This window comes from Ruegeria sp. CF5, assembly GCF_056537325.1.
Genome location: NZ_JBQFRI010000001.1, coordinates 564,989 through 578,586, shown reverse-complemented (window position 1 = coordinate 578,586; position 13,598 = coordinate 564,989). Strand labels below are relative to the sequence as shown.

Below are 13,598 nucleotides of genomic sequence, written 5' to 3'. Positions count from 1 at the left end.
TTAGTTCTTCACAACATAGGCGTCGGCAAACCCGATTTCTGCCATTTTGGCACGAATCTCGTTGCGCTCCGCCCGGTTCTGAGCCGGGCCAGCAAGCACGCGCCAGATTGTCTTGTCGTCGTTGGACAGCGGAAGGACCTCTGCCGGCAGGCCTGCTTTGCGTACCTTGTCCGCAGCCGCGTTCGCGTTGGCCTCGACGTTGAATGTGCCGACCTGAACATACGGTTTGGACAAAGACGACGTTTTTGATGCGCTTGCAGATGTACTAGCCGCTGTTTCAGTGGGCTGAACAGATGGGTCCGAGGCTTCGATCGCGGCTGCCGCACCGGCAATGGGGTCAAGCTTTGTTTCGGTTATCTCGCCCTTGGTATCTTTTTGCCACCACTTTTTCTTTTTCACCGGTTGCTCTGTAGCTGATGCCGGTTCCAAGGGAGCGTCCGCTGCTTCGATGACCGTCTTTGCAGGTTCGTCGGCCTCCGCAGTTGCCGCGTTAGCTGCTGCCGTTGCAGCCACAGCTGTACCCGCCACAACGGCACTGTCCGGCTCTTTCTTCTGCCACCACTTCCGTTTGGCTGGTTTTTCTACTTCAGATTCTTCTGCATTCGGCTCGTTCGACACAGCGGAGGCCGAAGCTTCAGTGACCGTATCTGTGTCAGCTGCTTCCTCGGTGGATGGTGTTTCCTTGGCCGGTTCAGGTGTTTCTTCTACGGTTTCCCGACGCAGCGCGACAACATGGATGCTGGTAGGTGCGCCCGCCAGCATTCCCAGCTTTTCTGCGGCCCCCGAAGACACCTGCAATCGTGGGCCGGGTAGGTCGCGTTCGCGCCGGAACAGTGCCCCGACAGTGGATTTGCCGTTGGATGTGTTCCGAATGGTAACCCGCTCGGGGTCGGTTACATCCGGATGAGCAACCCAAATGCCGCCCAAAGACGGGCGGCCATCCCAAAGACCCGCCTCGGTCAGTTCAAAAACTTCGGGTGCCTCGACATCGCGATCTGCGGACTTTTTTGCATTAGGCTGAGATGTCGGGGTCTCTGTTCCTTTGGACGTACCGAAGGCGGAACCTGCCCCTTCCTCACAACCTGCCAATGCAAGAATTGCCACTGCCACAACTGTCAGCCTGAACGACCCCACGCGTGTCTCTGTCGCTCGCTTCATTTTGTCATCCCTTGCCTGATACGGGCCATTTTTCCTGCCCAGCCGTCGGTCGGCAGGTTCTGCAACCAGCCTCTTACGGTCTTTGACCGGATCATAACGTGGGCGTTTGACTATGGAAAGCCCGCTGCTTTTTCCTCGGCAAGATTTCCCTCTTTAGGCTTGCCACCGGACAGACTTGGCCTTAGACCCTGCCTGCGTCGGGGAGGTGGCAGAGTGGTCGAATGCGGCGGTCTTGAAAACCGTTGGGCGTGAGAGCGTCCCCAGGGTTCGAATCCCTGTCTCCCCGCCACTCATACCGGTTTCACTTCAGTTGTGTTTTCTGATCCGGAATTGTGCCGAAACTCCCGCGCGTTGTGGTGTGCGCTGTCAATCAAAGATGGAACAGACCGTACACTCCGAGCGCAATTCAGGCCGCAGTCTCAGTGCCGCCATATGGCGGGGTCGGCTTGGGCGGGATTTCCCTGATAACGAGCACTTTACAGGGAATTTTCGTAATGAAGGTCCGGAATCTGTCAATCCTTCTGTCAGAACTGTATGTTTTTCAGAGACTTACGTTGCAAGTTCCCTAAAAGGTGGAACAGGGAATTACTCCGCGGATCAGGGCAGCGAACCGTGTATCTATGAGGCCCGATCTGAATGTGTCAGAAGCTGAACTGACGCTTCTGTTCAGCCCGATCAAGTGGGTGGGTAGCGCTGACCAGACGCTTGAGTGTGAGTTCGGGCGGCTGACTGGATAACTTGATCTGAATTGGCCGCTGAATACGCAAATGCGAAGTCTAGCTTAGCGACCTTTCTCGAAAGGTTTGTTCGATATCCTAAGAATATTCCACTTGCTGGAACAAATTGATTGCCAGGTGTTCAGCGTAATTGCGCCAGTACATCTTCAGCGACCCTTAATCCTTCCAGGTGGGCTCCACTGACCGAGCATTGTTGGTTAGGATGCGTCGCTTCACCGGCGAAGTGCACCCACTCAGCATGAGGCTGGCGTAAGACAGCGCGTTGGTTGTGGCCTCCTGGCTTAGCTCCAGCGTAAGAACCGCGCACATATGGTTCATCCCGCCAGGCGGTCGCGTGCCCCTTGATGAAGTCCTTTCTGATAGACGTACCAAAGAAGCCAACCAGAGTATCGAGCGCGTGCTCTATGGCACTTTCAGGCCCTGCGTTCTGCAAGTCTCTGGAAAAGCTTCCAGAGCTTTCAAAGCTGGTTAGACCGGTGTTTGAGATGTTGCATAGGAAACCGCCACCACGGGCCACGCCCGACGCGTCGGGTTCTAAGTGATATGTCAGCCAAGTATCGGGTTGCACTGGCAACGCGTTGGGTCGGAAAAGGAGCCCCGCGTGATTGTAGTCGCCCATTGTTATAAGCTCGAGCGCTGCTCGCCGCTCGGATTCGAGCGGGGGATCAAAGCGAATGATGTCTTCGGCCAAGACCCCGACGGAAGCTGTTACGACTACGGTACGAGCTTTGATGTTGCCCGTAGCCGTAGCAATTTGTACGCCATCCGCGAGAGATTTTATTTCTGTGACTGGGGTGCCCAGTTTGATTGGCAGACCCTGCGCAGTAAGTGCAATGAGATGTCCAAAGCCTTCACGGCAAAACCAGTCGTCACCGCCTTCCCAGGCACTGATGTCTCGTAGCGAAGTGTCCGGCAAGTCTCTGGCAATCGACAAGGCAAATGTCATTGCTGCCGTAAAAGACCAAGTTCCCTTGTTTTCCCAAATATCAGCCAGGGACCGATCCGTTGGAATTCCGGTGCTTGACTCAATTTCTGCATCGATGCGTGCCGCCTCATTTATCGCGTTATGAATTTCATCGACCTCGTCCCAAAGAGCGGCATCATCCTCCAAGCCATATGTCGTCACGTTGTCCGGGGCCGCATAGAGATCAAGACCAAGTGCGAGACCCGGGGCTTTAAGAGCGTTTACATGTTCGGTGTGCATCCAATGCGCACCCATGTCGAACGGGACACCAAAGATTTCCGTATCCGTGTGTGTGCGCCCTCCGACGCGGTTGGATGCCTCGACGCAGACAACTGAGAGTCCCGCCGATTTGAGAGCACGAGTAGCTGCAATTCCTGCCGCCCCGGCGCCAACGACAACGACGTCAAAGTCATGAACTTTCAATGTTTTCGCTCCAACACTTAGAGTGACCTGAGAGGCAATTTCCGGAGTAGGCTTTTGCTTTCTCAGCATCGTGAGAATTTATAAGGATCTGCATTGTCCAAGGATTTCATCATTTGCGCGGAAGCAGTCATGCGTCGGTGCTTAAGCTTAGATCGCAAACCAATTCTGGAAGTGAAATGCCCTCGTATCTAGCCAGATCGAGCGGGTCTTCCGCATCAAACTTGCTGCAACTTCTGTATATTTCCAGCATTTCAGCAGAAAGCTTGCCGTTCTTAAAAAAATACATCGCTGCAGCATATCTTGTGGCGCCAGAGCCAGGCTTTCCGATGGTCGTTGTCAGGAACTGCTTTTGAGTTTCTGCTTCCGACGTTTTGAAAATACCTTTAGTCACGATTTCGGCTCAGCAGACATCGCATCATTCAACGAGGCGACTTCATCGTCTCCGGGCGCTACTTCAGAGTTATATATAGGCAGTATTTTCCTCAAATGGTCGTGATGAGATCGCACGCCATACTCCAGATCAGAAAGATAGAAGCCTTCGAAAGCCTCTGAAGCCATTGCTTCGTTGGACCAGATCGTCAGCTGAATATCTTCTTCCACTGTTTCTCGATCAATCCTGGCGGCAAGGTACCGCGCTGCTCTTTGTTGGCGGTCTTCGCTCGGGTTTCGGTATGTTGCGCTTCGAAGAATGGACTTTTCTGTTGTGACGGGAAATTCTTGATAAAACAGGGTTGTCTCAGGTGTGACAGCTATTACTGCATTTGGGAAAATACCGTAGTAGAGCCAAGTTTTGTGCAAGTGCTCAGGCAAGTGAGGCTGTGGCTTCGTGAGTTTCTTGTAGTTGCGAACTGCCCACCTACGGCCCTTCGTCGGAGTGAATTTTCCATCAGAACGTGAGACGCCATCGACATAAGGTTCGTCTGAATAGGTCGAGCCATATAAATCCTGAAGGGCAGGGTGCGCGAGCGGGACGTGATACCCTTCGTTGTCGACATCTCGGATCGATTTCCAGTTTACCGGGGTCTCCTCAGTCCAGATTCCGTCCGTCGGAACATGTTCAGCCATTTTGTAGGCAGAGATTTCCTGTTCAATCGGTGCCAGTAGTTCCGCTACCGATGGCTGGGGGCCGGGTTTGAAACGGACAAAGACGAAACCTTGCCAGATTTCCATTTCGATTTCTTTCAGGCCAAACTCGTGCTTGTCTAGATCGGGGAAGGACTCTGGGCGAGCGGCGCCACGCAGCGTTCCATCAAGATTGTAAACCCAGCCGTGAAATGGGCAGACCAGAGCGTTTGCGCATTTTCCTTGTTCTTTGGAGACGAGCCGAGAGCCGCGATGACGACAAACGTTTAGAAACGCTCGGATGTCTGAATTGTTAGCTTTCAAGATCAAAGCACGTTCACCGCACATGTCGAAACACAGAAAGCTTCCGGGTTCTGGAATATCCGAAATGTGGCAGGCTATTTGCCAGTGAGTTTTGAAGAGTTCACTTTTCTCAAGTTCAAGCAGAGCAGCGCTATGATAGCACCACCCAGGCAGCCCGCGTCGGTCCCAATTTGCGGGAACTTCGGTGTTTCTGGCTTCGTCACGCATCAGAACAATCCGCATAATTTTGACTTGGTCAGTCAGTGTTTCAGCTGGGTAGGCGAATCCAAGGATACAATCTTGGTTGTTCCACTGGATCGGCCGTCCATCGAGTGATTGTAGGTGTCGCCCAATTTTTATTGCACGTCAACAGTTTCTGACTGAATGGTCATTCAGAAGAGGATGTGTGACAGTTCTTGTGGGTCTTTTTGGACCAGCAATTTTCACTACTTATGTATAAGTTTTGCGCAAATTAAATGGTTTATGAGAATTTGATCAAAATTAGATCGGCTGAGCTTGACAGTAGAGATTTCATCAGACTACCGTTCTGAATGGCCAGTCAGATAAAGCAAGGTGATTGGGGAGGGATGGGGTGCAAAATGATCGCGCCCGCAACACAGGGCGCGATCATTCGAAATAAAGACTAATCAGACAAAGCAAGCGAAACTGCTGCTGCCACCACTCAGGGAGAGGAAGCGAAATTATGAACTCAATCAGGAAAGTTGCCGGGATTACAGTTTTAGCAGTAACGGCCACTACAATTTCGGGATCGGTATACGCGCAAGAACGTGTGTTGAAGGTTACGAATTGGGGAGAGTACATCGCTGAAGACACTATCGAGAACTTCGAAAAAGAATACGGTATCAAGGTTATTTATGATCCGTACGACTCTGCCGAAGCAATTGATGCCAAGCTGCTGGCAGGAAACAGCGGATATGACGTGGTTAGCCATGCTGGCAGTGATACGGCGAGGTTGATTAAGGCAGGAATTGTTGCCCCGCTCGATATGTCGAAGCTGGATAACATTAAACACATTGATCCGGCCATTATGGAACAGCTGGCTAGTGAGTGGGATCCAGGCAACCAGCACTTCATTCCGTATATGTGGGGAACACACGGGGTCACATATAACGAAGAACTTGTGAAAGAGACTTATCCCGACGCCCCCATCGGGTCGATGGATATGGTGTTTGATCCTGTGCACATGAAAGAACTGTCCAAGTGCGGCGTTTCATTCTTGGATTCTCCGGGCGACATTATACCGATGGCTTTAGCGCATATGGGGTTGGATCCGAATTCCACGAATGCGGAAGACTACGAGAAGGTCGGAGCGATGCTGGCTGAAATTCGGCCGTACATCAAAACCTTCGATAACTACGCATATCAAAGGATGCCTCAGAAAGAGTTCTGTGTCTCAACCACTTGGGGGCCGGATGGTCTTCTTGCGATGTCTGGCGCAGCTGAGGCCGATACTGGTGTCGTGTTAGACTTCTTCTTGCCCGAAGGTGATCGCACAGCGCAACTGTGGATAGATGGTTGGCTGATCCCGGAAGACGCGGCCAACAAAGAAGATGCTCATCTTTTCTTGAACTACATGATGCGACCAGAGGTTGGGGCCAATGATAGCAACTTTACCTGGTACGCGACTGCCAATCTGACGGCCAAGCCAATGATTGATGAGGCTGTCACCTCCAGCCCGGCTGCGTTTCCAACATCAGATCAGGTTGCCAAGATGTACACAACTGCGGTTCTTCCTCCCAAGGTCGAGCGTTTGCAGACGCGTACCTGGACTGACTTCAAGGCCGGAAATTAATCCACTCACTGTGGCAGGTGCAGCAGCGAATCCCGTCGGATCGCTGCTGCATCTTCCAACCCATACTGGCAGACTGCGAGGCCCAAATTGACTGTTACCACAACTGTCAGTCCAGCACCTTGGCTCGAGCAAAAAGAGCAACAACCTTTGGTTCAAATCAAAGGTGTAACCAAGAAATACGGTGAAGTGACTGCCGTCGATAACGTCGATCTGGATATCTATAAGGGAGAGTTATTCTGCCTTCTGGGAGGATCAGGATGCGGAAAGTCGACACTGCTTAGAATGCTTGCAGGGTTTGAGGATTTGAATGCGGGCACAATTACGATCGACGGTGTTGATATGGCCGATGTGCCGGCATACGAACGTCCAACCAACATGATGTTCCAAAGCTATGCGTTGTTCCCGCATATGACCGTCGAAAAAAACGTGGCTTTCGGGTTGGAACAGGACCATGTCCCCAAGTTCGACATAGCGGACAGGGTTCACGACATCCTTAAGCTCGTAGAGTTAGAAGGTTTCAAAAAGAGAAAACCCAAGCAGTTGTCTGGAGGACAACGTCAGCGCGTTGCGTTGGCAAGGGCCTTGGTTAAACGTCCCAAGCTTCTGCTCTTGGATGAACCATTGGCTGCGCTAGACAAGAAACTGCGTAAGCAAACACAGTTTGAGCTTGCCAACATTCAGGACAAGGTCGGTGTCACTTTTATTGTAGTGACCCACGATCAAGAGGAAGCGATGACATTGTCTTCGCGAATGGCGGTCATGGACGCTGGTCGTTTCAAACAGATTGGAACGCCGACAGAGATCTACGAGTTCCCTGAGTCCCGCTTTGTCGCCGATTTTATCGGATCCGCAAATATTTTTGAGGGCAGGGTAACCGAGGATGGGGCGGACCATGTTCGGGTTGAGACTGAATTCTGTGAAGTTTTCATTGATCACGGTCATTCGGTAAAGGTTGGCAGCAAGATTTGGGTTGCGTTGAGGCCTGAGAAAATTCGCCTTGAGAAATCGGATGAAGCTGTTGCGGGCAGCAATCAAACCTCGGCTGTAATCGACGACGTTGGATACTTGGGTGAGACCTCGATCTATAAAGTAAGGCTTCCCAATGGGGAGATCTTTGACGTCACCATGCCCAACCAATCGAGGCCGACACACGAAACGCAGCGAATTACCTGGGAAGACAAGGTGAATATCAGCTGGGATCCGTCCAGCGCCATGTTGCTCCATTCATGACTGATTTCACGGAGGATATACCTGAATCGCTTCCGGTTGAACGGCAGCCAATGTTCCGTCTGGTAATGCGGCGCATACAAAACAGATGGCGCCAGATCGTTACCGTCATACCGTTCTTCTGGCTGCTTGTTTTCTTTCTGGCGCCGTTCTTTATTGTCGCCAAAATAAGTTTGGCCGAACTTGCCATCGCAAGTCCCCCGTTCACCAGTTTGATTGAGTGGACGGACAGCGGGATCGTAACGATCCGTCTGGTGTTCGACAATTTCATCTATATCTGGGAAGACAGCCTTTACTTCGACACCTACGTTAATTCACTAAAAATATCAGTGACTTCCACGTTCTTCTGTCTCTTGTTTGGCTACCCAATCGCCTATGCAATCGTGCGATCGGGGCCTGTCGCAAAGCCACTATTGTTGTTTGCGATAATTCTTCCGTTTTGGACGTCCTTCTTGTTGCGGGTCTATTCGTGGATGGGGTTGCTTGCGGATCAGGGCACGATCAACAATCTTCTGATAGCGCTGGGTATAATCGACGAGCCGATCCGCATGCTATACACGGAATTCGCCGTCTATATCGGGATCGTCTATACCTATATGCCGTTCATGATCTTGCCGCTCTACGCGAATATGGAGAAGTTGGACAACAGCCTGAACGAAGCTGCTGCAGACCTTGGATCCCGGCCAACGAACACATTCTTCAAAGTAACGTTGCCGCTGACGATGCCGGGTATCGTTGCCGGTTCGCTGTTGGTCTTCATCCCTGCAACCGGGGAATACGTTATCCCCGATCTGTTAGGGGGCGGAAACGTGCAGATGATAGGACGGGTTCTCTACAACGAATTCTCTAGAAACAGTGACTGGCCTGTTGCCGCGGCGGTGGCGATTGTTCTGCTGTTTATTCTGGTGCTGCCCATCATGGTGTTCCAGCACTACCAAGGCAAAGCATCTGAGGAGCAATAAATGTACGCCAAACGCTCCCGCTTTTTGACCATCATGCTGACCGTGGGATTGGCATTCTTTTACATCCCGATGATCCTGTTGGTCATTTACTCATTCAACTACTCCAAGCTTGTTCCCGTTTGGGGCGGATGGTCTTTGCGCTGGTACAAGGAGCTTTTTCAATCTGCCGAAGTCTGGAGTGCTGTCTCGCTCAGTCTTCAGATTGCGGTTGTGAACGCGACCTTTGCGACAGCGCTCGGCACCTTGGCAGGGCTGGCCATGGTGCGATTTGGCCGGTTCAAGGGGCGTACTTTGTTTGGTGGCATGTTGGTCGCGCCTTTGGTGATGCCCGAAGTGATAACCGGATTGTCCTTGTTGGTTTTCTTTATTTCACTGAACCAGCTGATAGGTTGGCCGGCGGAGCGCGGTTTTGCGACGATTACGATCGCGCATATTACCTTTTCCATGGCCTATGTTGCGGTAACAATTCAGGCGCGATTGACCGGGGTGGGGCAAACTTTAGAAGAAGCGGCTGCCGATCTTGGTGCAAAACCTTTCAAAGTCCTGACTGCCATCACAATCCCGCAGCTGACACCAGCCCTAATTTCAGGATGGCTATTGGCGTTTACCCTGTCTCTCGATGATCTGGTCATAGCAAGTTTTGTTACTGGACCAGGTGCAAATACCTTGCCAATTTTGATCTTTTCGCGCATTCGACTAGGCCTCAGGCCGGATATTAATGCGCTGGCGACCATCATGATCCTTGTGATCGCCATTTGTGTCGCTATCGCCGCTATCGTTATGTTCCGGCAACAAAGGGCGGATTTGCTGGACAGGCAAATGGCTGAACGAGAGGAGAGTTAATTTGGAGACGCATGAGCTTCAAAAAAAACGACGCACCGAACCTCCTGAAGTTCGTCGCTTGCAGTTGATTATGGCGGCCATAGACTCGATCGCAAAGCGCGGTTTTTCTGACACAACACTAAAACACGTGACTGAAACGGCCAATCTGTCCCATGGCGTTGTGAATTATCACTTCGACAGCAAGGAAGCACTGTATGACGCTGCGCTGGGTTTCCTTGCACAAGAACACTATGAGAATTGGCTAAAATCTTACGACGCTGCGGAACCCACAGCCGCGCACAGGCTGGCTGCCATCATTGGAGCGGATTTTGACAAAAACATCTGCACCCACAAGCGCTTGGCTGTCTGGTTTGCCTTCTGGGGACAAGCAAAGTACCGCCCTAATTATTTGAAAATACACAATAAATATGACAATGAGAGATACGACAGAATTCTGCAATTGTGTGGTGAATTGATCGCCGATGGTGGTTACGACGACCTCGACCCGGATAAAACAGCCCGGGCTGTAGAGGCGATGTCTGATGGGGCTTGGCTCAGCTTGATGTTGTATCCCAAGGTGGCTGATCGGCGGGAATTCAGGGATGTTTGCATGCTTTCGCTGTCGCGGTTTTTCCCAAAACACTTTCCAGTCTGAGCTAAAGGCATCGAACAGTAGTGCTTCAGCACTTTATCTTCTGCATGCCGGGGTCATATAGCGGCTTTAACGAGGCGGTCGCATCGTGTTTCTCGTCGGCAATTTCGATCTGCCATTGCCCCGTTGCGACTACGTCTGCAGTTAGCGGTTCGTCAATCTCTGCAAAACCAATACCGACCGCAGCGCCGAGAGTGTGCCCATATCCTCCAACTTGAATATATCCGACTTCCTTGCCGTTTAGATAAATCATCTCGTTGCCGTACATGAGAGGCTCTGGGTCTTTTAGCAGGAACTGCAACATTCGGTTCTTGGGCATGCCTTTTGCTTTGATCGCGGCTAGTGCCTCCCTGCCGATGAATCCGCCGGGTTTGTCCAATTTGATGGCAAAGCCAAGTCCGGCCTCAAACGGGTTGTCTGTGTTGTCCACATCAATTCCGAAATCACGATAGGCTTTCTCGAGTCGCAGGGAATTAAGGGTTTGCATCCCGGCATTGCGAACGCCCAAATCACGACCTGCATCCATAATCAGATCATATGTCTGCACTGCCTGAGTGGCAGGTACGTGAAGTTCCCAGCCGAGTTCACCGATAAAGGTCACGCGATAGGCCATTACCACGGCGTACCCGATGTCGATTTCTCGCGCAGTCATGAAGGGAAAGCCTTCGTCCGACAAATCAGCACCGGATATTCTACTCAATAGTTCGCGTGACTTTGGGCCGTGAACGTTGATCTGGCAGCGTCCTGCGGTGATATCTGTGATAACTACGTTCTCATCGTCCAGAATGTGCCGTCGCATGCGCATCTCAGTATGGCCCGCCGAGTTTTCGCCCACGATAACCCAGTATTTCTGATCGGATAGCCGGGTAACTGTAAGGTCAGCCTCAAACCCACCTCGTTCATTTACCCAGGCTGTATAGACGACCCGACCGGGCTCAACATTGACTTCATTGCAAGAAAGGCGAGAGAGGAGGGCGCATGCATCTGGGCCTTCGACGCTGAAGCAAGCCATTGATGTCATGTCCATTACGATGACATCCTCGCGTGCTGCCCTGTGTTCTTCGGCGTGCCATTCAAACCAATTTTGGCGATACCAACTGTATTTCTCGACCTTGGCCTGTTCGGGCGTCGGAGCAAACCAATCAGGTTGCTCCCAACCATTTCCTTCGCCGAAAAAGGCCCCGGCCTGTTTGAGACGGTCATAGAGTACTGAACGCTTAACATTCCTGGCCGTCTTGTAGTTCTCATTTTGGTAGTGCTGGCCAAAGAGTTTTCCCAGCAATTCAGGTGTCCTGTCGCGTCGAAAGGCCGGTGTCGCCATTTCACGTGAGAAGCGATTGACGTTTATGCCGGTGACATCGATTGGCGGCAGGCCATCCACCATCCAATGGGCCAAAACCATGCCTGTGCCCGCGCCATTCAGGATGCCAAGTGAGTTCATCCCACAAGCAACCCAAAGATTGCGCAGTTCTGGCGTTGGGCCAACAAGCGGCGCAAGATCAGGCGTAAAGCTTTCCGGTCCGCAAAATAGTTTTTTGACGCCGTAGTTCATGGTGTCAGGTACGCGCGAATAGGCCTTCTCCAGGTCGGGCCCAACACGTTCCCAGTCTGGCTCGATCTCTCCAAATTGCCATTCATCCGGGATGCCATCGAGCTTCCAAGCCGCAGCGCCGGGTTCAAAAAGCCCCAACATCATCCCCCCGACTTCCTCACGGTAATATGTGTAAGTTGAAGGGTCTTCCAGAACCGGCAGATCGCGAGGTAGGCCCGGGATACTTTCCGTTATCAGGTAGTAATGTTCAGCCGCCTGAAGCGGGAGATTTACACCGTGTTTGGCGCCCAGTTGGCGAGACCACATGCCACCGCATATCACAACGTTTTCGGCTGTTATGGTGTAACCACTTGCGGTTCGGACTCCTGTCGCAGTGCCGTTCCTGGCCAAAATCTCTTCGACCCGCACGCCTTCGAAGAAACGCGCGCCTCTGTTTTTGGCTCCCTTGGTCAGTGACATTGTCACGTCCACCGGGTTGGCCCGCCCGTCCTCCGGAATCAGGAAGGCTCCAACGACGTCTGATAGGTCCCCAATAGGGAACATATCCTGCGCTTCTTTTACTGAGACCTCGTGGTTGTTTATTCCAAAACGCCGCATGAAGGCTGCAATCCTGCGCATTTCGTGCAGGCGTTCTTCGTTAGTTGCAATTTGCAGATACCCGACATCGCGGAAACCTGTGGATATACCGGTTTCCTTCTCTAGGTTCGCATAAAGGTCTCGACCGTGCGTGTAGATGGCGCACTCAGCTTCCGACTTGAGAAGGCCGGCTACAATCAGGCCTGCGGCATGCCAGGTTGTTCCTGATGTTAACTGCCCCTGTTCCAGAACCGCAACATCGGTATGGCCGAGCTTAGTCAGGTGGTAGGCCGTGTTCGCGCCAATAGATCCCCCTCCAATAATCACGGTTTGGACATGCGTCGGTAGGGTGTTGTCCATAGCGGAAAAATCCTTTCTTGGCGTTCGTTTTCCCGAATATCACTCAACACGCTTAATGTCTATTGACTGAATGATCATTCAATTTAGATCGTGCCGCTGACCTTCGATTTAGCAATAAAGCTTGTCTGAACAGGGAGAAAAGGCTTCACTACAGTGATTGACTGACAATCAGATGCGGGGAAATCCTATGTCAGACGAAATCCTTTATGACCGGCAGGCAATCAACTTTCTGGAAGAGCTTTGGGGAGAAGGGTTTCTTTCACCGGGAGGCCCTGAAGAAGTTGCTCGAGTGGTTGAAGGGGTTGATCTGAAGGATAAGCATATCCTTGATATCGGTTGTGGATCTGGGGCTATCGCGGTGTTGATGGCAAAGGAATTCGGCGCCGCTAGTGTGACGGGAATCGATGTAGAGGCCCCAGTCTGTGCCGCTGCGAGAGAGCGGGTTAGGCAGGCGGGTCTGGAAGGAAAGGTCGAAATCCTAGAGGTCACCCCGGGCCCAATGCCATTCGAAGATGGTACTTTTGACGTCGTGTTTTCAAAGGATTCGATCATCCACATCCCCGACAAAGTTGCGATGGCTTCGGAAGCCTATCGTGTGCTCAAGCCAGGTGGTCATTTCGCTGCTTCTGACTGGCTGACCAATCATGACGGGGAAATGTCACCTGAGATGGTGCACTACGTAAAGATGGAAGCCTTGGAGTTTCAGATGGCGTCGCCCTCTAAGTACCGAGCTGCTATGGAGTTGGCTGGCTTTGAAGACGTGGAGTTAGTCAACCGTAACCCATGGTATGCCCAAGTTTCTGCTGCGGAACTTGAGGAATTGACCGGGCCAAACAGAGGTGACTGGGAAGCCCGGCATGGCGCGGAGTTTATCGAACACCAAATCGAGATCTGGGACGCCATGCAGCCGGTTTTGAAAACCGGAGAGCATTGCCCACATCACATCCGTGGTCGGAAACCAGCCTGAACTGACTGGTAACTTGTCTT

Annotated in this window: 11 protein-coding genes and 1 tRNA gene; 7 read left to right on the top strand and 5 right to left on the bottom strand. The window is 52.0% G+C overall.

What is annotated here, in order from left to right; all coding sequences use genetic code 11:
• Entirely contained in the window at positions 1-1,158 is a 1,158-nt protein-coding gene (locus tag ACR0NW_RS02680) for an SPOR domain-containing protein (RefSeq protein ID WP_480448993.1), read from the bottom strand.
• 199 nt (positions 1,159-1,357) lie between these two features.
• On the opposite strand from ACR0NW_RS02680, the gene ACR0NW_RS02675 reads away from it, so the two are divergent.
• A tRNA-Ser gene (locus tag ACR0NW_RS02675) sits at positions 1,358-1,447 on the top strand.
• A 569-nt stretch (positions 1,448-2,016) separates the two neighbouring features.
• Here ACR0NW_RS02675 and ACR0NW_RS02670 read toward each other — a convergent pair.
• The 3 genes from ACR0NW_RS02670 to ACR0NW_RS02660 all read right to left on the bottom strand — a co-directional run bounded on the left by ACR0NW_RS02670 (position 2,017) and on the right by ACR0NW_RS02660 (position 4,875).
• Positions 2,017-3,282, bottom strand: a complete 1,266-nt coding sequence (locus ACR0NW_RS02670; RefSeq protein WP_480448994.1) for a flavin monoamine oxidase family protein — start codon at positions 3,280-3,282, stop codon at positions 2,017-2,019.
• 127 nt (positions 3,283-3,409) lie between these two features.
• Complete coding sequence (locus ACR0NW_RS02665) at positions 3,410-3,673, bottom strand: hypothetical protein (protein WP_480448995.1); 264 nt, start codon at positions 3,671-3,673, stop codon at positions 3,410-3,412.
• On the bottom strand, positions 3,670-4,875 hold the full coding sequence (locus ACR0NW_RS02660; protein ID WP_480448996.1) for an aromatic ring-hydroxylating oxygenase subunit alpha: 1,206 nt from the start codon (positions 4,873-4,875) through the stop codon (positions 3,670-3,672). Before ACR0NW_RS02660 ends, ACR0NW_RS02665 begins: the two co-directional genes overlap by 4 nt.
• A gap of 475 nt (positions 4,876-5,350) precedes the next feature.
• Between ACR0NW_RS02660 and ACR0NW_RS02655 the strand changes: the two genes are divergently transcribed.
• The 5 genes from ACR0NW_RS02655 to ACR0NW_RS02635 all read left to right on the top strand — a co-directional run bounded on the left by ACR0NW_RS02655 (position 5,351) and on the right by ACR0NW_RS02635 (position 10,126).
• Positions 5,351-6,460: an extracellular solute-binding protein gene (locus ACR0NW_RS02655; protein ID WP_170650623.1), complete on the top strand. Its 1,110-nt coding sequence runs from the start codon at positions 5,351-5,353 to the stop codon at positions 6,458-6,460.
• An 87-nt stretch (positions 6,461-6,547) separates the two neighbouring features.
• Positions 6,548-7,690 (top strand): ABC transporter ATP-binding protein, encoded by a 1,143-nt coding sequence (locus ACR0NW_RS02650; protein ID WP_480448998.1) that lies wholly within the window; start codon positions 6,548-6,550, stop codon positions 7,688-7,690.
• 50 nt (positions 7,691-7,740) lie between these two features.
• The gene (locus ACR0NW_RS02645) at positions 7,741-8,649 is read left to right on the top strand and encodes an ABC transporter permease subunit (protein WP_480449599.1); all 909 of its coding nucleotides are present in this window, start codon (positions 7,741-7,743) and stop codon (positions 8,647-8,649) included.
• A complete protein-coding gene (locus tag ACR0NW_RS02640; RefSeq protein ID WP_170650620.1) occupies positions 8,650-9,492 on the top strand; it encodes an ABC transporter permease subunit in 843 nt (280 codons plus the stop codon). It abuts the gene before it with no gap.
• Between the two features lies 1 nt (position 9,493).
• The gene (locus tag ACR0NW_RS02635) at positions 9,494-10,126 is read left to right on the top strand and encodes a TetR/AcrR family transcriptional regulator (RefSeq protein WP_480448999.1); all 633 of its coding nucleotides are present in this window, start codon (positions 9,494-9,496) and stop codon (positions 10,124-10,126) included.
• Between the two features lie 25 nt (positions 10,127-10,151).
• Here ACR0NW_RS02635 and ACR0NW_RS02630 read toward each other — a convergent pair whose 3' ends face one another.
• The gene (locus ACR0NW_RS02630) at positions 10,152-12,611 is read right to left on the bottom strand and encodes a GcvT family protein (RefSeq protein ID WP_480449000.1); all 2,460 of its coding nucleotides are present in this window, start codon (positions 12,609-12,611) and stop codon (positions 10,152-10,154) included.
• Between the two features lie 187 nt (positions 12,612-12,798).
• Between ACR0NW_RS02630 and ACR0NW_RS02625 the strand changes: the two genes are divergently transcribed.
• On the top strand, positions 12,799-13,578 hold the full coding sequence (locus ACR0NW_RS02625) for a class I SAM-dependent methyltransferase (protein ID WP_480449001.1): 780 nt from the start codon (positions 12,799-12,801) through the stop codon (positions 13,576-13,578).
• Positions 13,579-13,598 lie beyond the last annotated feature (20 nt).